Origin of the sequence: Streptomyces sp. NPDC085932 (assembly GCF_044540525.1) — a bacterium.
Lineage (GTDB): Bacteria > Actinomycetota > Actinomycetes > Streptomycetales > Streptomycetaceae > Streptomyces > Streptomyces levis.
Map to the genome: position 1 here is coordinate 187,578 of NZ_JBITSJ010000003.1, position 20,701 is coordinate 208,278.

The 20,701-nt window shown below is 69.9% G+C and carries 17 protein-coding genes; 5 read left to right on the top strand and 12 right to left on the bottom strand.

Annotation, left to right across the window (positions count from 1 at the left end; genetic code table 11):
• Nucleotides 1-141: 141 nt before the first annotated feature.
• From ACIGAQ_RS16900 to ACIGAQ_RS16910, 3 genes are read right to left on the bottom strand one after another with little or no spacing between them, the layout of a single operon-like run.
• A complete protein-coding gene (locus tag ACIGAQ_RS16900) occupies nucleotides 142-552 on the bottom strand; it encodes a DUF6113 family protein (protein WP_399783474.1) in 411 nt (136 codons plus the stop codon).
• Nucleotides 549-1,409 (bottom strand): N-acetyl-1-D-myo-inositol-2-amino-2-deoxy-alpha-D-glucopyranoside deacetylase, encoded by an 861-nt coding sequence (mshB, locus tag ACIGAQ_RS16905; protein ID WP_311679664.1) that lies wholly within the window; start codon nucleotides 1,407-1,409, stop codon nucleotides 549-551. Before mshB ends, ACIGAQ_RS16900 begins: the two co-directional genes overlap by 4 nt.
• A gap of 28 nt (nucleotides 1,410-1,437) precedes the next feature.
• Entirely contained in the window at nucleotides 1,438-1,632 is a 195-nt protein-coding gene (locus ACIGAQ_RS16910) for a hypothetical protein (protein WP_003992731.1), read from the bottom strand.
• A 177-nt stretch (nucleotides 1,633-1,809) separates the two neighbouring features.
• Between ACIGAQ_RS16910 and ACIGAQ_RS16915 the strand changes: the two genes are divergently transcribed.
• Nucleotides 1,810-3,933, top strand: a complete 2,124-nt coding sequence (locus ACIGAQ_RS16915) for a prolyl oligopeptidase family serine peptidase (RefSeq protein ID WP_399783478.1) — start codon at nucleotides 1,810-1,812, stop codon at nucleotides 3,931-3,933.
• A 151-nt stretch (nucleotides 3,934-4,084) separates the two neighbouring features.
• Here the strand turns inward: ACIGAQ_RS16915 and ACIGAQ_RS16920 are convergent, their stop codons facing one another.
• The 8 genes from ACIGAQ_RS16920 to ACIGAQ_RS16955 all read right to left on the bottom strand — a co-directional run bounded on the left by ACIGAQ_RS16920 (nucleotide 4,085) and on the right by ACIGAQ_RS16955 (nucleotide 15,276).
• The gene (locus ACIGAQ_RS16920) at nucleotides 4,085-4,474 is read right to left on the bottom strand and encodes a VOC family protein (protein ID WP_362278670.1); all 390 of its coding nucleotides are present in this window, start codon (nucleotides 4,472-4,474) and stop codon (nucleotides 4,085-4,087) included.
• Between the two features lie 75 nt (nucleotides 4,475-4,549).
• A complete protein-coding gene (locus ACIGAQ_RS16925; RefSeq protein WP_399783481.1) occupies nucleotides 4,550-5,698 on the bottom strand; it encodes an ABC transporter ATP-binding protein in 1,149 nt (382 codons plus the stop codon).
• Nucleotides 5,691-6,749 carry an ABC transporter ATP-binding protein gene (locus ACIGAQ_RS16930; protein WP_399783484.1) on the bottom strand — a complete coding sequence of 353 codons (1,059 nt, stop codon included), beginning with the start codon at nucleotides 6,747-6,749 and terminating at the stop codon, nucleotides 5,691-5,693. Before ACIGAQ_RS16930 ends, ACIGAQ_RS16925 begins: the two co-directional genes overlap by 8 nt.
• A gap of 11 nt (nucleotides 6,750-6,760) precedes the next feature.
• On the bottom strand, nucleotides 6,761-7,723 hold the full coding sequence (locus ACIGAQ_RS16935; RefSeq protein ID WP_311679673.1) for an ABC transporter permease: 963 nt from the start codon (nucleotides 7,721-7,723) through the stop codon (nucleotides 6,761-6,763).
• On the bottom strand, nucleotides 7,716-8,645 hold the full coding sequence (locus ACIGAQ_RS16940; protein WP_311679675.1) for an ABC transporter permease: 930 nt from the start codon (nucleotides 8,643-8,645) through the stop codon (nucleotides 7,716-7,718). The genes ACIGAQ_RS16935 and ACIGAQ_RS16940 overlap by 8 nt, the downstream gene beginning before the upstream one ends.
• A 132-nt stretch (nucleotides 8,646-8,777) precedes the next feature.
• The gene (locus ACIGAQ_RS16945; protein WP_311679677.1) at nucleotides 8,778-10,391 is read right to left on the bottom strand and encodes an ABC transporter substrate-binding protein; all 1,614 of its coding nucleotides are present in this window, start codon (nucleotides 10,389-10,391) and stop codon (nucleotides 8,778-8,780) included.
• Nucleotides 10,392-11,027: 636 nt separating this feature from the next.
• On the bottom strand, nucleotides 11,028-12,935 hold the full coding sequence (gene typA, locus ACIGAQ_RS16950; protein ID WP_362278479.1) for a translational GTPase TypA: 1,908 nt from the start codon (nucleotides 12,933-12,935) through the stop codon (nucleotides 11,028-11,030).
• Nucleotides 12,936-13,131: 196 nt separating this feature from the next.
• Nucleotides 13,132-15,276, bottom strand: a complete 2,145-nt coding sequence (locus ACIGAQ_RS16955; protein ID WP_399783489.1) for an ABC transporter family substrate-binding protein — start codon at nucleotides 15,274-15,276, stop codon at nucleotides 13,132-13,134.
• 288 nt (nucleotides 15,277-15,564) lie between these two features.
• Between ACIGAQ_RS16955 and ACIGAQ_RS16960 the strand changes: the two genes are divergently transcribed.
• The 4 genes from ACIGAQ_RS16960 to ACIGAQ_RS16975 are packed head-to-tail and all read left to right on the top strand — an operon-like array spanning nucleotide 15,565 to nucleotide 19,477.
• Nucleotides 15,565-15,855: a hypothetical protein gene (locus ACIGAQ_RS16960; RefSeq protein WP_311679683.1), complete on the top strand. Its 291-nt coding sequence runs from the start codon at nucleotides 15,565-15,567 to the stop codon at nucleotides 15,853-15,855.
• A 55-nt stretch (nucleotides 15,856-15,910) separates the two neighbouring features.
• Nucleotides 15,911-16,747 carry a hypothetical protein gene (locus tag ACIGAQ_RS16965; protein ID WP_399783492.1) on the top strand — a complete coding sequence of 279 codons (837 nt, stop codon included), beginning with the start codon at nucleotides 15,911-15,913 and terminating at the stop codon, nucleotides 16,745-16,747.
• A gap of 16 nt (nucleotides 16,748-16,763) precedes the next feature.
• A complete protein-coding gene (locus ACIGAQ_RS16970) occupies nucleotides 16,764-18,704 on the top strand; it encodes a fumarate reductase/succinate dehydrogenase flavoprotein subunit (protein WP_399783495.1) in 1,941 nt (646 codons plus the stop codon).
• Nucleotides 18,701-19,477, top strand: coding sequence for a succinate dehydrogenase/fumarate reductase iron-sulfur subunit (locus tag ACIGAQ_RS16975; protein WP_311679688.1), 777 nt, complete (start codon nucleotides 18,701-18,703; stop codon nucleotides 19,475-19,477). Before ACIGAQ_RS16970 ends, ACIGAQ_RS16975 begins: the two co-directional genes overlap by 4 nt.
• Here the strand turns inward: ACIGAQ_RS16975 and ACIGAQ_RS16980 are convergent, their stop codons facing one another.
• Nucleotides 19,478-20,635, bottom strand: coding sequence for a hypothetical protein (locus ACIGAQ_RS16980; RefSeq protein ID WP_399783498.1), 1,158 nt, complete (start codon nucleotides 20,633-20,635; stop codon nucleotides 19,478-19,480).
• Nucleotides 20,636-20,701: the final 66 nt, after the last annotated feature.

The window sequence follows — 20,701 nt, forward strand, 5'->3', positions numbered from 1 at the left end:
TTGGCTCCGCCGCCCGTCACGACCTCACGCGGGCGGCTCGGCGGCGCGCACCACCATACTGGCCACTTCTCACCCGTATCTCAGGACCGCTGGGGAAAGTCACACCGGACCCCCACGGGCGCGTCCCGGCGAAGTGGTACGTCACTTGCCAAGTCGGACGGGACCGCCGTCCGGTTGCCGTCCCGGGCCGAGGGTGGCGCAGATCACAGCCACGAGGATGCCGCCGAGGAGGAAGAGATAGGAGCCGCTCCCCGCGGCGAAGAGGAAGTCCCCCTCGGGGCGGCTGGCGGTGAGCAGGACGACGGAGAGCATCCAGCCGGCGGCGGCAGCGACGCCCCCGGAGCGGCTGCGGGTGAGGCGCGCGGCGCCCAGGACGAGCCCGGCCTCGCCGGCCAGCGCGAGGATCAGGCCGCCCGGGAACCACCCGGGCTGTACGAGCGCGCCGGCCGTGCCGACGAGGGCTCCGAGCACGAAGAACCCCAGGAGGGCCGCGGCCCGTCCGGCGGACGGGGGCCGCATCGGCTGGGCGAGCATCGGGCCGCGGTCGCTCACGACGCCTCCCCGATCCCGGCGAACAGGTCCGTCTCCCGCTCGCCGGTGCCCCGCTCGCCGCGCACCAGCTCGTAGTACTCGGTCGTGAGGATCGGCTGGGCGAGTTCGTTGGACAGCACGAAACAGGGCTCGGCCACGGTGATCTGGGTGGCGTGGGCGCGCATCGCGGCTGCCTTGGCGGCGGCGTGGGCGGTGCCGTCGATCACCGTGGTGATCCGCTCCTCGGGCACCACGCCCGGGACGTCGTCGACGGCGGCCGCCTTGGTGAAGGGGGTGCCGGGCAGTTCCTCCCGGAGCCGGGCGAAGGCCTCCTCCACCACGGGCCGGGGGACGCGGTTCCAGTAGACCTTCGGGATGCGCCAGCCGGTCTCGGCGGCCAGCTCCGCGGCGCGCATGGCGACGCGGTGGGCCTGGATGTGGTCGGGGTGGCCGTAGCCGCCGTTGTCGTCGTAGGTGACGAGGACCTGGGGACGTACCTCGTGGATCACCTCGACGAGGTGGGCGGCGGCCTCGTCGACGTCGGCCTGCCAGAAGCAGGCGGGGTCGTCGTTGTCGGGCAGGCCCATCATCCCGGAGTCGCTGTAGCGCCCGGCGCCGCCGAGCAGGCGGACGTCGCGGACGCCGAGCAGGGACATGGCGGCGGCCAGCTCGTTGCGGCGGTGCTGGCCCAGGGCGGCGCCGGTCAGGTGCGCCAGCTCGGGCGGGATGACCTCGCCGCGTTCACCGAGGGTGCAGGTGACCAGGGTGACGTGGGCACCCTCGGCCGCGTACCGGGCCATGGTCGCGCCGTTGTTGATCGACTCGTCGTCCGGGTGCGCGTGCACCAGCAGCAGACGACGGCCGGGCTGTTCCGTCATGGGACCACCCTACGAGGTCCGGTGACGGTCAGAACTTGATGCTGCCGATCATGCCCGCGATGTTCGTCGTCAGCTCGCTGATCGTGGGAGCGACGGTCGAGGAGGCGAGATAGAAGCCCAGCAGCATGCAGACGATCGCATGCCCCGCCTTCAACCCTGACTTCTTGATCAGCAGGAAGACGATGATCGCCAGCAGCACCACCGCCGAAATCGAGAGTGCCACGGCGGTTCACCTCCAAAGATCCACAGGGGCGCGGGGGGTCGGACTATGGGGGCATCAAATCCGTACAGCAGCCAGCAGGTTCATACCCACTATGCGACATTGATCATAACTATCCGTCCGTGCGCATCGATCGGCGCACGGCCGCACAAGGGGGCGCATGGCCAATATGGTCAGGGCATGACGACCGAGGCTGACTCCTTCCCCCGACGGCACGCCCGTACCCAGCGCTTCACGCTCGGCGCGCCGCGTTCGTTCACCGTGGCGCCCGACGGTTCCCGTGTCGTGTTCCTGCGCTCCGGCTCCGGTACGGACCGGGCGGCTTCGCTGTGGGTCCTCGACACGGAGGGCGGCGGGGAGCGCGTGGCGGCCGACCCGCGCGCCCTGCTGGGCGGTGCCTCGGAGGACCTCTCCGCCGAGGAGCGGGCGCGGCGCGAGCGCAGCCGCGAGGGCGGTGCCGGCATCGTCGGCTACGCCACGGACGCGGCCGTGGAGCTGGCCTCTTTCGCCTTGTCAGGACGGCTGTTCACGGCCGAGCTGCGGGCCGGGACGGCGCGCGAGGTGGCCGTCCCGGGGCCGGTGATCGACCCGCGTCCGTCGCCCGACGGACGGCACCTGGCCTACGTCGCCCGGGGCGCCCTGCGGGTGGTCGGCGCCGAGGGCGAGGACGACCGGGCGCTGGCCGAACCGGACGCGGAGCACGTCTCGTTCGGTCTGGCCGAGTTCATCGCGGCCGAGGAGATGGGGCGTTCGCGGGGGTTCTGGTGGGCTCCGGAGTCGGACCGGCTGCTGGTGGCGCGCGTGGACGACACGCCGGTGTCGCGGTGGTGGATCGCCGACCCGGCGCATCCGGACCGGGAGCCGCAGCGGGTGCCGTACCCGGCGGCGGGCACCGGCAACGCGGAGGTCCGGCTGTTCGTGATCGATCTGGACGGGGTGCGCACGGAGGTCTCCTGGGACCGGGCACGCTACCCGTATCTGGCGCATGTGCACTGGTCAGCGGCGGGGTCTCCGCTGCTGCTCGTCCAGTCCCGCGACCAGCGCGGCCAGCTCATCCTGGCCGTGGACCCGGAGTCGGGCGCGACCCGGATGGTGCACGCCGACGAAGATCCAACATGGCTTGATCTTTTCCCCGGGGTGCCGTGCTGGAGCCCCTCCGGGCAGCTGGTCCGGATCGCGGACGAGGGCGGCGCGCGGGTGCTGGCGGTCGGCGAACGCCCGCTGACGGGTGCGCAGCTGCACGTCAGGGCGGTGCTGGACGTCTCCGCCGACGACGTGCTGGTCTCGGCGTCGGCCGGCGAGGAGGCGGCGGAGGCGGAGACGGGCCAGGTGCACGTGTACCGGGTGAACGAGCTCGGCCTGGAGCGGGTGTCGCAGGAGCCGGGCGTGCACGCGGCGGTGCGCGCCGGGGGCGTGACCGTGCTGGTGTCGTCGGTGCTGGACCGGGCGGGGGCGCGGGCGCAGGTGCTGCGCGACGGAAAACCGACGCTGACCGTCCGTTCTCATGCTGAAGATCCTGGTTTGTCCCCCCGCGTGACACTCACCGAGGGGGGCGCACGCCGCATCCCGTGCGCCGTGCTTATGCCTCGGGACTACGCCGGTGACACCCCCCTGCCGGTGCTCATGGACCCGTACGGGGGCCCGCACGGCCAGCGGGTGGTCGCGGCCCACAACGCGCACCTCACCTCGCAGTGGTTCGCGGACCAGGGCTTCGCGGTGGTGGTCGCGGACGGGCGCGGTACGCCGGGCCGCTCCCCCGCCTGGGAGAAGGCGATCCACCACGACTTCACGGTCTCGCTCGACGACCAGGTGGAGGCGCTGGAGGACCTCGCGCAGCGGTACCCGCTGGACCTGTCGAGGGTGGCGATCCGCGGCTGGTCCTACGGCGGCTGGCTGGCGGGCCTGGCGGTACTGCGCCGTCCGGACGTCTTCCACGCGGGGATCGCGGGCGCGCCGGTGACGGACTGGCGCCTGTACGACACCCACTACACGGAGCGCTACCTCGGCACCCCCGAGGAGCAGCCGGCCGCCTACGCCAGGAGCTCCCTGGTCACGGAGGACGGCCTCTCCTCCCCCGCCGAGCCCCACCGGCCCCTGATGGTCGTGCACGGCCTCGCCGACGACAACGTCGTGGTCGCCCACGCCCTGCGCCTGTCCTCGGCCCTGCTGGCCGCCGGCCGCCCGCACGAGGTGCTGCCCCTGTCCGGCGTCACGCACATGACCCCGCAGGAACAGGTCGCGGAGAACCTGCTCCTGCTCCAGGTCGACTTCCTGAAGCGCTCCCTGGGCATCGCGGCCTCCTGAGCGCACGGCGACGGGCCGGGGCGACATGGCGCGCCCCGGCCCGTCTACGGCACCCGCACGGCCGTACGCGGACCAGCCTGACGCGTCCGTATATCGGAACCGGGTCGGCGAAGTTGCCTGCGTGTTAACGCAGTTGCGGGGATTTGCGGGCCTATGCCCCCTCGGCCGCCACGAGCTCCACCTCGAATCCGTCCGTGTTCACGAGATACGCCGCGTGGTGGCCCGGGCCGCCCGCGTACGGGTACCGGTCGGCGAAGAGGGGCGTCCAGCCGTGGCCGGGCGCCTCGGCGGCCAGGGCGTCGACCCGCCCGGGAGGGCCCGCGTGGAACGCGAGATGGTTGAGCCCGGGGCGCATGCGGTCGTGCCCGGCGGCGCTCATCGCCGGCGACCGCTCGACGACGAGGTACGTCGGGCCGAGCCGCCAGCTGCGGCCGTGCTCCCAGTCCTGGTGGGGCGACCAGCCCAGGCTTCCGAGGAGCCAGCCCCACTCGCGGGCGGCGCGGGGCAGGTCGGGAACCCACAGTTCGACGTGATGCAGCAGGGCGGGATCCTCCGGGTACGCCGGTTCCCGGCAGCCCTGGGGGATGCCGGGAACCGGAGTGGCAGTGGGAGGGGATCAGGCCGCGTGGACCACGTCCTTCTCCTCCGCGAAGTGACACGCCGACTCGTGCGCCGCCGGGGTGTCCGAGTTCTGGAAGCGCTCCGGGACGGCCAGGAGGGGAACCTCCTCGGCGCACTTGTCCTGGGCCTTCCAGCAGCGGGTGCGGAAGCGGCAGCCCGAGGGCGGGTTGGCCGGGGACGGCACGTCGCCGGTGAGGATGATCCGCTCGCGGTTCGCCCGGGCCTCGGGGTCGGGGACCGGAACCGCCGACAGCAGCGCCTGGGTGTAGGGGTGCGTCGGGTGGTCGTAGATCTGCTCGTCGGTGCCGATCTCGGCCATCTTGCCGAGGTACATCACGCCGACCCGGTCCGAGATGTGCCGGACGATCGACAGGTCGTGCGCGATGAAGATGTAGGAGAGGTTGAACTCGTCCTGCAGGCGCTCCATCAGGTTGATGACCTGTGCCTGGACCGACACGTCCAGGGCCGAGACCGGCTCGTCGCAGATGATGATCTCGGGGTTCAGGGCCAGGCCGCGGGCGATGCCGATGCGCTGGCGCTGACCGCCGGAGAACTGGTGCGGATAGCGGTTGATGTACTCCGGGTTCAGGCCGACCACGTCAAGGAGCTCCTGCACCTTGCGGCGCCGGTCGCCCTTCGGGGCCACCTCGGGGTGGATGTCGAACGGCTCCCCGATGATGTCGCCCACCGTCATACGGGGGTTGAGCGAGGTGTACGGGTCCTGGAACACCATCTGGATGTTCCGGCGGACCGCCTTCAGCGCACGCCCGGACAGCCTGGTGATGTCCTGGCCCTTGTAGAAGACCTCGCCGGCGGTCGCCTTCTCCAGCATCATCAGCAGCTTGGCGACCGTGGACTTGCCACAGCCGGACTCGCCGACGATGCCGAGCGTCTCGCCCTGGTAGAGGTCGAAGGACACACCGTCGACGGCCTTGACCGCTCCGACCTGCTTCTTGAACAGGATGCCCTGGGTGAGCGGGAAGTGCTTCACCAGGTTGCGCACCTGCAGGATCGGCTCGCCCCGCTCGACCGGCGCCTCGATGGCGGCGACCGCCTCCGTCTCGGAGGACGCGTCGACGACCTCGACCTCGGAGACGTTCGGCGTGGCGTCCTGCGGCTCGTCGGTCTTGCCGAGGTCAGCCATGGATCGTCTCCTTCCAGAAGTGGCACGCGCTGCCGCGGCCGGCCAGCTCGCTGCCGTCCCGCTCGGTGACGGGGTGCAGCGGCGGGATGTCCGTACGGCAGATGTCCTGCGCCATGGGGCATCGCGGGTTGAAGGCGCAACCGGACGGGATACGCGTCAGGTTGGGCGGCAGGCCCTTGATCGCGTAGAGGTCCTGGCCCTTCTGGTCCAGGCGCGGGATCGAGTCCAGCAGCCCCTTCGTGTACGGGTGCGCGGGGCGCTTGTACAGCTCGTGGACCGGGGCGCGCTCGACGATGCGCCCGGCGTACATCACGGCGATCTTGTCCGCGACGTCGGCGACCACGCCGAGGTCGTGGGTGATCAGGATGAGGCCCATGTTGTACTCGCGCTGCAGCTCCGCGAGCAGGTCCATGACCTGGGCCTGGACCGTCACGTCGAGAGCCGTGGTGGGCTCGTCGGCGATGATCAGGTCCGGCTCCAGGGCGAGCGCCATGGCGATCATGATGCGCTGGCGCATACCGCCCGAGAACTGGTGCGGGTAGTCGTTGACGCGGGCCGCGGCGGCCGGGATCTTCACCCGGTCCATCAGCTCGATCGCCTTGGCCTTGGCGTCCTTCTTGGACATGCCCTGGTGCACCCGGAACATCTCGCCGAGCTGGTAGCCCACGGAGAGCACCGGGTTCAGCGAGGACAGCGCGTCCTGGAAGATCATCGCGATCTTGCTGCCGCGGATCTTCCGGCGCTCCTCGTCGGACATCTTCAGCATGTCCTGGCCGCGGAAGAGGATCTCCCCCTTGGGGATGCTCCCGGGCGGCATGTCGAGGATGCCCATGATCGCCTGTGCGGTGACGGACTTGCCGGAGCCGGACTCGCCGAGCACGGCCAGCGTCTCACCGGCGGCGACGGAGTAGTTGACGCCGTTGACGGCCTTGGCGACACCGTCGCGGGTGCGGAACTCCACGTGCAGGTCGCGGACTTCGAGCAGCGGGCGGCCCGTGTCCTCGGAACCGTCGGCCGCGGGACTGCCGGCCACTTCATCGATGATGGTCACGTACGCCTCCCTCAGCGCAGCTTGGGGTCGAGGGCGTTGCGTACCGCATCGCCGAACATCAGGAACGAGAGCACCGTGATCGAGACCATCACCGACGGGATGATCAGGGTGTGGGGGGCGATCCGGAGCTGCTCGCGTCCTCGGGCCACGTCGCCGCCCCAGGACACCGCCGTGTCACCGAGGCCCACGCCCAGGAAGGACAGGGTGGCCTCGGCCGCGATGTAGCCGCCGAGCGCGATGGTCGCCACGACGATGATGGGCGCGAGCGCGTTGGGCAGGATGTGCCGGAACAGGATCCGGGTCGTCGAGGCACCGAGCGCCTTGGCGGCCACCACGTAGTCCGCCTGCTTGATGGTGATGACGGCACCGCGGGCGACGCGGGCGATCTGGGTCCAGCCCAGGAAGGCCAGGGCCATGATGACGACCCAGACGGTGCGGTCGTCGAAGGAGTTGAGCACCACCAGGGCACCGAGCAGGAACGGGATGCCGAGGAAGATGTCGGTCAGCCGCGACAGCAGGGTGTCGGTCCAGCCGCCGAAGTAGCCGGCGATCATGCCGATGATCGTGCCGAGGACGGTGACGGCGAGCGTGACACCCACACCGACGGTGATCGAGGCCCGGGCGCCGTAGACGACACGGGCGTAGATCGAGCGGCCCTGGACGTCGTAGCCGAGCCAGTCCGGGGCGAAGAAGTGGCCCCAGTTCGGCTTGCCCAGGTAGTGCTTGGCCAGGTCGGCGTCGCGCGGCGAGGCGCTGGTGAACAGCCCCGGCCAGATCGACATCACGAGCAGGAACAGGATCAGCACGGCCGAGATCACGAAGAGCGGGTTGCGCCGCAGGTCGTGCCAGGCGTCGGACCACAGGCTGCGCGCCTTGTCCGGAGCCGGGCCGGCGTCGGCCACGACGACGCCCGCGGTGCTCACGGTGTCACCGGGAAGGGCTTCGACCTTCTTCTCAGCGGTCTTGTCAGGCATACCGGATCCTCGGGTCCAGGACCGCGTAGAGCAGGTCGACGATCAAGCTGGCGGCGAGGTAGATGAGCACCATCAGCGAGGCGATGCCCACGACCGTGGCGCCCTCGCGGCGGCTGAGCGCCTCGTAGATCTCGACGCCGATGCCCCGCACGTTGAAGATGCCCTCGGTCACGATGGCGCCGGTCATCAGGTTGCCGACCTCGATACCGAGGAAGGTGACCACGGGGATCAGCGAGTTGCGCATCAGGTGGACGCCGATCACGCGGCGGCGCGGCAGGCCCTTGGCCACCGCGGTGCGCATGTAGTCGGACCGCAGGTTCTCCGCGATCGACGTGCGCGTCAGCCGGGCGACGTAGGCGAGCGACAGCGACGCCAGCACGGTGGCGGGCAGCGCGAGCTGCGCGAAGTCCGTCGAGTCGGTCACGGTCGGAGTGGTGATCGCCCACTTGAACGCGAACAGGTACTGCAGCAGGAAGCCCAGCACGAAGGACGGCATCGACACGAGGACCAGCGTCAGCGTCAGCAGTCCGCGGTCCCGCAGCGTGTCGGGACGCAGGCCGGCGACGATGCCGAGGCCGATGCCCACGAGCGTGACGAAGGTGAAGGCGAAGATCGTCAGCCTGATGGTCACCGGGAACGCGTCGGTGATGATGTCGGCGATGGGCCGCTGACTGGCGATCTGGGTACCGAAGTCGCCCTGCAACAGGTTGGTCATGTAGTTCACGTACTGCTGCAGCAGCGGCTGGTCGAGGCCGAGTTCCTTCTTGATGCCCGCGACCACCGTCGGGTCGTACGCCTGATCCCCCATCATCGCCCGGACGGGGTCGCCGGGCAGGGCGTACATCATGCAAAAGATGATCAAGGTTGACCCGATGAACACCGGGATCATCTGGAGCAGTCGTCGTGCGACATAGCGCCCCATAGGTGCCTCCGTGAGGGGTTAACGCAGGTACGGGGGCCGCCTCCTGTCGACGAGACGGCCCCCCGTGCCTCCCACCGCCGCCGGAGCGGCGGCGGGTCTACGGCCGAGTGGGAAGAGCCCGACGGGCTCCTCTTACTTGGTGGTGACGGCCCACACTTCGAGGTCACCGTGGAAGTCGACGTTGACGTTGTCGACGTTCTTACCGTGGCCGCCGTTGATGCGGTAGTACCAGAGCGGGATGGCCGGCATGTGGTCGACCAGCTTCTTCTCGACCTCCTGGAAGGCCTTCACCGACTCTTCGAGGGACTTGGCGTTGTCGGCCTTGTTCATCAGGCCGTCGATCTCCTTGTTGGAGAAGCGGCCGTTGTTCGCCTCGGCGGTGGTGTGGTACAGCTCCTTCATGAAGTTGGCGTTGACCGGGTAGTCGGCGACCCAGCCACCGCGGTACATGCCCTTCACCTGGTCGTTGTCACGGGCCTCGAGGTCCGTGGCGAAGTCCGGCTTCGGGTCGCCGACGCAGTCGACACCGGTGGCCTTGCGGATGGACTCGCAGACCGCGGTCACCCACTCCTTGTGCCCACCGTCGGTGTTGTACTGGATGGTGAACTTGTTCCCGGGAACGCCGCCACCCTCCTTGATGAGCTGCTTGGCCTTCGCCGGGTTGTACGTGAACACGTCCGTGTCCAGGTTCTGGTAGCCCTTGACACCGGGCGGCGTGAAGCCCTTGGCCGGCGTGCGGGTGTTGTTCAGAACCGTCTTGGTGATCGTGTCGCGGTCGATCGCCATCGACAGACCCTGCAGGACCTTCGGGTCGATGTCCTTGAAGGTCTTGGAGTAGAACGCCGGGGTCAGCGTCTGGATGGCCGCGTACGGCTGCTCGATGGCGCCGTCGCCCAGGTCCTGCTTGTACTTCGGCAGGTCCGTCGGGCCGACCTGGCGGATCATGTCCAGGTTGCCGGAGACGACGTCCTTGTACGCGGCCTCGAGGGTCGTGTACGCCTTGAACTGGACGCCCTTGTTCTTGGCCTTGTTCGGGCCCTGGTACTCGTCCCAGGCCTTGACCTGGATGAGCTTCTTGTGGTCCCACTTCTCGAACTTGTAGGGACCGTTGCCGACCGGCTTCTGGCCGAAGGCCTTCGGGTCGTCGTAGAAGACCTTGGGCAGCGGGGCCCACGTGGTGTAGCCGAGCTTGTAGTTGAAGTACGGCATCGTGTACTTCAGCTCGATGGTGAAGGTGTGGTCGTCCACGGCCTTCAGACCGGACATGGTCTCGGCCTTCGGGTCACCCTTCTCCGGGTGGACATCGTCGTAGCCCTTGATGTCCTGGAACCAGAAGGAGTTCTGCTGGTTGTTCTTGATGTTGGCGTACCAGTTCCAAGCGTCGATGTACGACTTGGACGTGACTTCTTCGCCGTTGTGGAACTTCCAGCCCTTCTTGAGCTTGACCGTCCACGTCTTGGAGTCGTCGGAGGTGACCGACTCGGCGTTCGTGTAGACGATCTCACCCTTGGAGTCGAAGTCCAGCAGCTGGGTGAAGAGCGACTGGATGACGTACGAGCCGTTGCTCTCGTTCGTGTCGGCCGGGATCAGCGGCTTCTGCGGCTCACCGACGTCGATCGAGACGTAACCGGCAGGTCCGGAACCCTTGCTCTTGCTCTCACCATCACCGTCGCCGCCGCAGGCGGTGGCGGACAGGGCGACGACTATCGCGCCCGCGACCCACTTGGCGCTCTTGGCACCGCGCATGGGTTCCTCCTAAGAAGTCATTGGTTCACCGCAAAGGGAGCACAGACAGACCACCGCCACCGCCCGTCGCCGGTGCCGGAAATCGTCAGGTGCCCCCGCGCTCGTGAGTCGGCGCCGCTGCCGGCGAGTGACCCTTCATCCGAGCTCTACGCGCCTAACTATCTGCCAAACACCAGGACCGAACCACACTCTCGAGGTCTCGGTTCGATCACAGCTCGCGTATACATCTTCCAAAATCCGGACAAAGGGTTTGGTGAAAGATCCCTGCGAAACGGACTTGTTACACATCTATCGGTGGAGACCGTCCGTATTCCGGACGCGCGAGTGAGAAAAACCGCTTGCGGTCGCCGTGGCGCCCGTGCAGGGTTCCGACGGTGGCCGCGGGGCGCTCAAGAGGCGTTCGCCGCAAGGCCGTTCCCGGCCAGAAGGCAGGGCAGAGCGAGGCGTTCCGCAGCAGGGTAGTGGGAGCCGGCCGTTCCGGACGGCGACGCCGGGCAAATCGAGGGTTTTCCCTACCCCTTCCCTCGGCGTTGTCCCCCTTTTACCGGGCGGACGCCGAGCGGCCCCACGAGCGGCCGGGAACGGCACCGGGCACCCCGCCCTCGCGGAGTGCCCGGTGCCGTGCGTACGGGTGCGTCAGCCGTGCTTGGCGCGGCTCGCGGCGCGGGCGCGCTCGCGGGCGTCCAGGTTCACCTTGCGGATGCGCACGGCCTCCGGGGTGACCTCGACGCACTCGTCGTCGCGGCAGAACTCCAGGGACTGCTCCAGCGACAGCTTGCGGGGCGGGACGATCGACTCGGTCACATCGGCCGTCGAGGACCGCATGTTGGTGAGCTTCTTCTCCTTGGTGATGTTGACGTCCATGTCGTCGGCGCGGGAGTTCTCGCCGACGATCATGCCCTCGTACACCTCGGTGCCCGGCTCCACGAAGAGCACGCCGCGCTCCTGGAGGTTGGTCATCGCGAACGCGGTGACCGCGCCGGAGCGGTCCGCGACCAGGGAGCCGTTGTTACGGGTCTGGAGCGTGCCGAACCAGGGCTCGAAGCCCTCGTGGATGGAGTGCGCGATGCCCGTGCCGCGGGTCTGGGTCAGGAACTCGGTCCGGAAGCCGATCAGACCACGGGAGGGCACGACGAACTCCATGCGGACCCAGCCGGAGCCGTGGTTGGACATGTTGTCCATGCGGCCCTTGCGGACGCCCATGAGCTGCGTGACGGCGCCCATGTGCTCCTCGGGCACGTCGACGGTCATGCGCTCGACGGGCTCGTACGTCTTGCCGTCGATCTCCCGGGTGACCACCTGGGGCTTGCCGACGGTCAGCTCGTAGCCCTCGCGGCGCATGGTCTCGACCAGGATGGCCAGCGCCAGCTCGCCGCGGCCCTGCACCTCCCAGGCGTCCGGCCGCTCGGTGTCCAGCACCCGGAGGCTGACGTTACCGATCAGCTCGCGGTCGAGGCGGTCCTTGACCTGGCGGGCGGTGACCTTGCGGTCCTTGACGGCCGCCTTGTTGTCGGCGCCCTTGCCGGTGGCGCCGCGGCCCACCAGCGGGGAGGTGTTGGTGCCGATGACCATGGAGATCGCCGGCTCGTCGACGGTGATCAGCGGCAGGGCGACCGGGTTCTCCGGGTCGGCCAGGGTCTCGCCGATCATGATGTCCGGGATACCGGCGACGGCGCAGATGTCACCGGGGCCGGCCTTCTCGGCGGGCTTGCGGGTGAGCGCCTCGGTCATCATCAGCTCGGAGATGCGCACGTTCTGGACGGACCCGTCGCGCTTCATCCACGCGACCGTCTGGCCCTTCTTCAGCTCGCCCTGCTGGACGCGCAGCAGCGCGATGCGGCCGAGGAAGTTGTCGGCGTCCAGGTTCGTCACGTGCGCCTGGAGCGGGGCCGACTCGTCGTAGGTCGGGGCTGGGATGTGTTCCAGGATCGTCGAGAAGAACGGCTCCAGGCTGGTGGAGTCGCCCGGGACGGTGCCGTCGTCCGGCTTGGTGAGGGAGGCGATGCCGTCACGGCCGCAGGCGTAGACGATCGGGAACTCGATCTGGTCCTCGTCGGCGTCCAGGTCGAGGAACAGGTCGTACGTCTCGTTGACGACCTCGTCGATCCGGGAGTCGGGGCGGTCCGTCTTGTTGATGCAGAGAATGACGGGCAGCCGCTGCTGCAGCGCCTTGCGCAGCACGAAGCGGGTCTGCGGGAGCGGGCCCTCGGAGGCGTCCACGAGCAGGACGACGCCGTCGACCATCGACAGACCGCGCTCGACCTCGCCGCCGAAGTCGGCGTGGCCGGGGGTGTCGATGATGTTGATGGTGATCGGGTCCCCGCCGTCCTTGGGGTGGTACTTCACCGCCGTGTTCTTGGCGAGGATCGTGATGCCCTTCTCACGCTCCAGGTCGTTCGAGTCCATCATGCGGTCGTCGACCGAGTCGAGCTGGTGGGCGGCGAAGGCACCGGCCTGCTTCAGCATGCCGTCGACGATGGTGGTCTTGCCGTGGTCGACGTGGGCGACGATGGCGACGTTGCGGATGTCGTGGCGCGTGGCCATAAAGCGGCGATCTCCCGGAGTGTGAGGAAGGGGCTGTCGCGTACGTCTGTGTTACGCGGACCCTGCCGGGCTCAACATGCCACGGCCTCACCCCATGGTACGGGTCCGGGCCCGCTGGGGTGAGCCGGGATATGTCGATGCAGGTCAGGCCTGGTCGGGAGGGACTCGGCGCGCCCCGCGGGAGCCGGTCGGGGGATCAGCCGCCGCTCGCCGACGGGCCCGGGGCCGGCTTTGTGCTCTTCTTCAGGAAGCCCATGTCCTCGTAGACCGGTGTGGCGAGGCCGAAGGCGCCGGTGTTGGCCAGGTTCTTGCGGGCCGCGAGGAGCTGGGGACGCTGGAAGAGGGGGATGGAGCCGGCCGCCGCCCAGATGCGGGAGTCGGCCTTGCGGATGAGGGAGCGGGACTTGCCCTCGTCGAGCGTGGCCGCGGCCTCGTCGAAGAGCTGGTCGACCTGGTCGGTGCCGACGCGCGTGTAGTTCTGCTCGACGCTCAGGGAGCCGTCGGCGGCCGGGACCGGCTTGGCGTAGACGGGGCGCGCGTCGGTGGCGGGATAGGCCGTGGCGGGCCAGGAGTACAGAGCCAGGTCGTACTGGCCGGAGGCGATGTGGTCCTTGAAGTAGGACTCGTCGGAGACCTTGGAGATCTCCGTGCCGATGCCGACGCGCTGCAGCATCCGCGTGATGCGGTCGGCGACCGTGCGCAGCGTCTGGGAGCCGGGCCCGGAGGGGAGCACGAAGCGGAGGGTGAGGGCCTTGCCGTTCTTGGCGAGCGGGGCGGCCTCCTGGTTCGCCGGGGCGGCGGTGCCCTGCGGGGCGTACGCGCCGGGGGCGCCGCCCGGGTGCGGGTGCTTGTACTGCTTGCCGTCCTGGGCGAGGTGGCCGGCCGGGTCCTGCCCCTGGGCCTTGTCGTCCTCGTCCGCGCCGGAGGAGCCGTCGGCCCGCTCGCCCTCGCCGCCGGCCGCCTTCTCCTCCTTCTCCTTCTTCTTGACGGGGCCGCCGCGCACCCAGCCGGCGTCCGCGAGCAGGGCCTGGGCCTCCTCGGTGTCCTGGCCGCCGAGGGCGCCGCTGTTGTCGGCGTAGGCGGCCTGGCCGGACAGGGCCAGATGGCTGCCGACCGGGACGGCGGGCAGCCCCAGGGGCTTGAGGACGGCCTCGGCGAGTTCCTCGCGGTCCAGGGCGCGGGCGACCGCCCGGCGGACGCGCTCGTCGGCCAGGGGGCCCTCGGCGCCGTTCAGGGCGAGCTGGGTGAAGGCCGGTTCCAGGGACTTGCGCACCTCGAAGCCGCGCAGGGCCTGCCGCTGCCGGGCGTACTTGGCGGCCGCCTTGCGCAGCTTCTTGCGCGCGACGGTCTCCTCGTCGGCCGCGTCCTCGTCGCTGCCGTTGGCGACGGCCCAGGAGTGCAGGGCGTCCGCCGCCGACCGGTCGGCGCCCGGGCCCATCAGGGGGCTGCTGGAGCTGTGCGGGCGGGCGGCCAGGGTGATGCGGCGGGCCGCCGCGGGGTCGATCTCGGCCAGGTCGAGGGTGCCGGCGGCCAGCTCGGCGGCCCGCTTGTCGCGCGGGACGGTGCGCAGCTCGATCGCGGAGAGCTTGGCGGGCTCGCCCCACCAGCGCGGGTTGCGGGCCAGCGTGATCCTGTCGTTCTCGGTGTCGACCTTCTTCACCGTGAACGGGCCGGCGGTGACCTTGAGCTTCCTGCGGGCGCCGTCGTTGAAGGAGTCCGGGGTGCCCATGACCTCCTTGGGGTACAGCGGGGAGAACAGCGAGCGCCAGTCGGCGTAGGGGCGGGAGAAGGTGACCCGGACCTCCAGGGCGCTGTCGCCGCGCTCGATCTTCTGGATGCGGTCGTAGCCGGCGTTGCGGGCGGTCCAGTAGGCGGTGTCCTTGCCGGACAGGGCGCGCCACTGGGCGGCGAAGTCGGCCGCGCCGATCTCCCGGCCGTCGCTCCAGACGGCCTGCTGGTCGAGCTTGTACAGCACGACCTGCTTGGGCTCGGTCTCGACGACCTTCGCGGACTCCAGGTAGGCCGGGTGGCGCTCGGGGCGGCCGGAGGCGTCCATCCGGAACATCGACGGCAGGACGGCCTGGGCGACGCGGGTGGTGGTGGCGTCGGCGTCGGACTGGAAGGTGTTCAGCGTGTCCGGCACGGAGTCGACGGCCCAGCGCAGCGTGCCGCCGTCGGCGATCTTGTCACGGGCGGCGGGCTGGATGTCCGGGGCGGCGAGCGGCTTGCCGGCCGGGTCCTCGGAACCGCATCCGGCGAGCGCGGGCACCGCGAGCACGCCCGCGGTGAGGAAGGCGACCGAGCGCGTGACCGCACGCGGGCCGACGCCGTGCTGGGACATCTGTGCTACCTCCGGGAAGCCGCGGGCGTTACGATCACTTTTGGCGGTATTTGGAGTTCATCTGATGTATGCGGCCACTGAAGAGGAAAGGGTTCGGCAACACAGGGCGACACGGCGGTCACGGACGGGAAGCCACCCGTGCGGCCCAACGCACCGCTCGGTGCACCCACGCGCCTCGGCCAATCGATGCACATCCCTTCACAGCACAAGGTGTGACGCGCAACACTCGCAGGCGCATGAACGTTGCCGCCTTGGGCCGCGAAGGACCCGTGGAAGTGAGGGCAAGTCATGTCCGTTCACGACGAACTGACCTCGGTCCAGCGCTCTCTCGACGACCTGTTGCGGTCGCTGGGGCGTCTGGAGAAGCAGCTCGGCACCGGCGGCCTGGAGATGCGCCGCGTCCGGGCCGACGCCAACCACCTGCGCGAGAGCCTCGCCCTGCTGCGTGAGGCCGCCGCGTCACCCGCCGCGCCGAAGCGCCCCGAGCTCGTCACCATCTCGGACGCGCCGTACGACCCGTCGCTGTGGATCGACTCGGACGACGAGGGGCTGGGCGCCCGGGACCGGCGCGCTCCCTGACCGGGAGGGCGTCGAGCGACCGGCACCTCCCCCCGAACCCGACCGGAGTCGTCACGTGGCCACTGGTACGGAACCCCCCGCCACCGAACCCCTTCCCGGCAGCGGCGGCGTACGGGCGGGTACGCGCGCCGCGATCGCCGCCCCGCACCTGCGCACCGACCGCTGGTGGCTCGCCCCGGCCGGCACGGCCGCGGGTCTGCTGGCCTTCATCATCTACTCGACCTGGCGGGCCTTCGCGAACGCCGACTACTACGCGGCGCCGTACGTCTCGCCCTTCTACTCCCCCTGCCTGGCGGAGAACTGCGAGCCGATGAAGGCCGGTCCCAACTGGGAGATCTTCGGACCGTGGTGGGGCATCTCGCCCGCGATCATCATCCTGATCTTCCCGCTGGGCTTCCGGCTGACCTGTTACTACTACCGCAAGGCCTACTACCGGGGCTTCTGGGCGTCCCCGCCGGCCTGCGCGGTGGCCGAGCCGCACAAGAAGTACACCGGCGAGACCCGCTTCCCGCTGATCCTGCAGAACATCCACCGGTACTTCTTCTACGCGGCGCTCCTCGTCGCCGGGATCCTCACCTACGACACCGTGCTCGCCTTCCGCGACGAGAACTACGCCTGGGGCCACATGGGCCTCGGCACCCTCGTGTTCCTGGTCAACATCGTGCTGATCTGGGCCTACACGATCTCCTGCCACTCCTGCCGGCACATCGTCGGCGGCAAGCTCAAGCACTTCTCCCGGCATCCCGTGCGCTACCGGATGTGGCAGTGGGCGGGGAAGCTCAACGCCCGGCACATGCAGCTCGCCTGGGCGTCGCTGGTGAGCGTGGCGCTCGCCGACTTCTACGTCTACCTGGTCGCGTCCGGTGCCTTCGACGATCCGCGATTCTTCTGATGAGTGAGGCGTTCTGATGTCCGTGGTCGACCGGCAGGAGTGGGACGTCGTCGTGGTGGGCGCGGGCGGTGCGGGACTGCGCGCCGCCATCGAGGCCCGTGAGCGGGGCGCGCGTACGGCCGTGATCTGCAAGTCGCTGTTCGGCAAGGCGCACACGGTGATGGCCGAGGGCGGCATCGCCGCGGCGATGGCCAACGCCAACGAGAACGACAACTGGCAGGTCCACTTCCGCGACACCATGCGCGGCGGGAAGTTCCTCAACCAGTGGCGGATGGCCGAGCTGCACGCGCAGGAGGCGCCGCAGCGGGTGTGGGAGCTGGAGACCTGGGGGGCGCTGTTCGACCGCACGGAGGACGGACGGATCTCCCAGCGCAACTTCGGCGGGCACGAGTACCCGCGGCTCGCCCACGTCGGCGACCGCACGGGCCTGGAGCTGATCCGCACCCTGCAGCAGAAGATCGTCTCCCTCCAGCAGGAGGACTTCCGGGAGACCGGTGACTACGAGTCCCGGCTGAAGGTCTTCCAGGAGTGCACGGTCACGCGGGTGCTCAAGGAGGGCGGACGCGTCGGCGGCGTCTTCGGCTACGAACGCGAGTCGGGGCGCTTCTTCGTCCTGGAGGCACCGGCCGTCGTCGTCGCCACGGGCGGCATCGGCAAGTCCTTCAAGGTGACGTCCAACTCCTGGGAGTACACCGGCGACGGCCACGCGCTGGCCCTGCTCGCGGGCGCTCCCCTGCTGAACATGGAGTTCGTGCAGTTCCACCCGACCGGCATGGTCTGGCCGCCGTCGGTGAAGGGCATCCTCGTCACCGAGTCGGTGCGCGGCGACGGCGGGGTGCTGCGCAACTCCGACGGCAAGCGGTTCATGTTCGACTACGTCCCCGACGTCTTCAAGGACAAGTACGCCGAGACGGAGGAGGAGGCCGACCGCTGGTACGACGACCCGGACCACAACCGGCGTCCCCCCGAACTGCTCCCCCGCGACGAGGTCGCCCGGGCGATCAACTCCGAGGTGAAGGAGGGACGCGGCTCCCCGCACGGGGGCGTGTTCCTCGACGTGTCGACGCGGATGCCCGCCGAGGTCGTCAAGCGGCGGCTGCCGTCGATGTACCACCAGTTCAAGGAGCTGGCGGACGTCGACATCACCGCCGAGGCGATGGAGGTCGGGCCCACCTGCCACTACGTGATGGGCGGGATCGCGGTCGAGTCCGACACGGCGGCGGCACGCGGGGTGCCCGGGCTGTACGCGGCCGGCGAGGTCGCCGGCGGTATGCACGGTTCGAACCGGCTCGGCGGCAACTCCCTGTCCGACCTGCTGGTGTTCGGGCGCCGGGCGGGCCGGCACGCGGCCGAGTACGCGGCGGGACTCGCCGGGGCACGGCCGGTCGTGGACGACGCGCAGGTCGACGCGGCCGCCGCCGAGGCCCTGCGGCCCTTCTCGGCCGAGGCGGAGACCGGGGAACCGGCCGGGGGCCCGCCGGAGAACCCGTACACGCTGCACCAGGAACTGCAGCAGACCATGAACGACCTGGTCGGCATCATCCGCCGCGAGACGGAGATGAAGCAGGCCCTGGAGAAGCTGGCCGAGCTGCGGGTGCGGGCGCGGCGGGCCGGGGTCGAGGGGCACCGGCAGTTCAACCCGGGCTGGCACCTCGCCCTGGACCTGAGGAACATGCTCCTGGTCAGCGAGTGCGTGGCGCGGGCCGCGCTGGAGCGCACCGAGTCGCGCGGCGGGCACACGCGGGAGGACCACCCGTCGATGGACCGCAAGTGGCGGCGGATCAACCTGCTGTGCGCGCTCACCGATCCGACGGGCGGGCTGGCGGCGACGGACCCCGTCCGTGGCCAGATCACGCTCACCCGTGAGACCACCGAACCCGTCCGTGCCGACCTGCTCGCCCTGTTCGACAAGGAGGAGCTGGTGAAGTACCTCGCCGAAGAGGAGCTGTACGAATGAGCGGCTATGCGGCCCACTTCAAGGTGTGGCGCGGGGACGTGAGCGGCGGCGGCCTGGAGGACTTCGAGATCGAGGTCAACGAGGGCGAGGTGGTGCTCGACATCATCCACCGGCTCCAGGCCACCCAGGCGCCCGATCTCGCCGTGCGCTGGAACTGCAAGGCCGGCAAGTGCGGTTCCTGCTCGGCGGAGATCAACGGGCGTCCGCGGCTGATGTGCATGACGCGGATGTCGGTGTTCGACCGGGCGGAGACGATCACGGTCACGCCGCTGCGCGCCTTCCCGGTGATCCGCGACCTGGTCACCGACGTCGGCTTCAACTACCAGAAGGCCAGGGAGGTCCCGGCCTTCGTCCCGCCGGCCGGAGTCGCCCCGGGCGAGTACCGCATGATGCAGGAGGACGTGGACCGGCCGCAGGAGTTCCGCAAGTGCATCGAGTGCTTCCTGTGCCAGGACACCTGCCATGTGGTGCGCGACCACGAGGAGAACAAGCAGGCGTTCGCCGGGCCCCGGTTCCTGATGCGGGTCGCGGAGCTGGACATGCACCCGCTGGACGCGGCGGCGGAGACGGGTCTGGATCGCAAGACCACCGCCCAGGACGAACACGGCCTGGGCTACTGCAACATCACCAAGTGCTGCACGGAGGTCTGCCCCGAGGGCATCAAGATCACGGACAACGCCCTGATCCCCCTGAAGGAACGCGCGATCGACCGCAAGTACGACCCGCTGGTCTGGCTGGGTTCGAAGATCAGGAGGCGGTCCTCGGCGGGCTGATCACCGGCTGACCCAGTCCTCCTCGTAGGCACGCCAGTCCGCCTCCGTCGCGGTGAAGTCGATGTACAGGGCCACACCGAAGGCGGGCCGGTCCGCGTCCGTGCGGGACAGGCCGAGGCGGACGCCCCGGATCGCGGCGGGTGCGGTCTCGGCGTGGCCCCAGTGGTCGAAGTTGCTCTCCCAGTAGAAGGGCAGGCCCATCAACAGGTCGGTGGAGGGCGGAGTGACCTCCAGGGCGAGGGAGGTCTGCTGGGCGACGTAGCCGCCGTAGGTGCTCTCCAGGGGCTGGGCGGTGTCGTACGTCATCACGGCGATCTGGTCGACGCGCCGGGCGACCTGGCCGAAGAACTCCTGGGACCACCACTTGGGGTGCTCGGTGAACAGGCCGAAGACGGTGTGCAGGTGCGGCAGCGGGTCGATCTGGTGCGCGGCGACCGAGAGCCGGGCGTCGCGGGAGCGGGTCTCGCGGCGCAGGGCGTCGAGCAGCGTGAGGAAGTCGCGGTCGCCGGACGGCATGGGCTCCAGGTCGAGGTGGACGCCCTCGTAGCCGGTGTCCAGGACCTGGCGGGCCGAGCGGACGACGGCCGCGCGGGTGTCCGGGTCGTTCAGGAGCATGCCCTCGCTGTTCTCGGAGGCGAGGACGTCGCCCAGGAAGGCCTGGACGCGCACGCCGGGGAGTTTCTCGTGCACGGCGTCGATGAACCAACGGGCCCTCGGGTAGCGCGCCTCAGGGAGGGTCCCGTCGTGCTCCAGGGGGCCGGAGTGGACGTACAGGTCACGGATGCCGGTGCCGCGCAGACGGCGGGCCAGGGCCGTGACGTCGGCGTCCTTCCTGCGGCCGTCCACCCATGCGTGCCCGAGCCACAGGGCGTCGCGGTCGCGGGTGTACGTGCCGTCGGCCGGATCTCCCGCGTAGTTGACGCGCAGGGCCGCCAGCACGGACAGGAGCGGCACCAGCGCGACCAGGACCACGGCGAGCGCGGTCCGTACGATCCAGCGCCGACGCCGCCCGCCCTTCCCGCTGCCGGCAGCGGAAGCGCCCTCCGGAGCGCCGTCCGGGCGGTCATCCGCGGTGACCTCGGGGGTGTCCTCGGCGGTGTCCGCCGGCTTGTCCTCGCCGGGTGCCTCGACCGGTGCGCTGCCCTCCGTGCGGTCCATGCCGTCTCCCTCCCGGTGGTGCGGCCGGTGCCCGGGGAGGAGGACGATCAGCACGGACGTTCGGTT

Coding starts and splice junctions, on each gene's coding strand:
- mshB (WP_311679664.1), bottom strand. CDS start 1,409: ATGACGGAACAGCCCGGCCGTCGTCTGCTGCTGGTGCACGCGCACCCG.
- ACIGAQ_RS16915 (WP_399783478.1), top strand. CDS start 1,810: ATGACGACCGAGGCTGACTCCTTCCCCCGACGGCACGCCCGTACCCAG.
- ACIGAQ_RS16925 (WP_399783481.1), bottom strand. CDS start 5,698: ATGGCTGACCTCGGCAAGACCGACGAGCCGCAGGACGCCACGCCGAAC.
- ACIGAQ_RS16935 (WP_311679673.1), bottom strand. CDS start 7,723: ATGCCTGACAAGACCGCTGAGAAGAAGGTCGAAGCCCTTCCCGGTGAC.
- ACIGAQ_RS16940 (WP_311679675.1), bottom strand. CDS start 8,645: ATGGGGCGCTATGTCGCACGACGACTGCTCCAGATGATCCCGGTGTTC.
- ACIGAQ_RS16945 (WP_311679677.1), bottom strand. CDS start 10,391: ATGCGCGGTGCCAAGAGCGCCAAGTGGGTCGCGGGCGCGATAGTCGTC.
- typA (WP_362278479.1), bottom strand. CDS start 12,935: ATGGCCACGCGCCACGACATCCGCAACGTCGCCATCGTCGCCCACGTC.
- ACIGAQ_RS16955 (WP_399783489.1), bottom strand. CDS start 15,276: ATGTCCCAGCACGGCGTCGGCCCGCGTGCGGTCACGCGCTCGGTCGCC.
- ACIGAQ_RS16960 (WP_311679683.1), top strand. CDS start 15,565: ATGTCCGTTCACGACGAACTGACCTCGGTCCAGCGCTCTCTCGACGAC.
- ACIGAQ_RS16970 (WP_399783495.1), top strand. CDS start 16,764: ATGTCCGTGGTCGACCGGCAGGAGTGGGACGTCGTCGTGGTGGGCGCG.
- ACIGAQ_RS16975 (WP_311679688.1), top strand. CDS start 18,701: ATGAGCGGCTATGCGGCCCACTTCAAGGTGTGGCGCGGGGACGTGAGC.
- ACIGAQ_RS16980 (WP_399783498.1), bottom strand. CDS start 20,635: ATGGACCGCACGGAGGGCAGCGCACCGGTCGAGGCACCCGGCGAGGAC.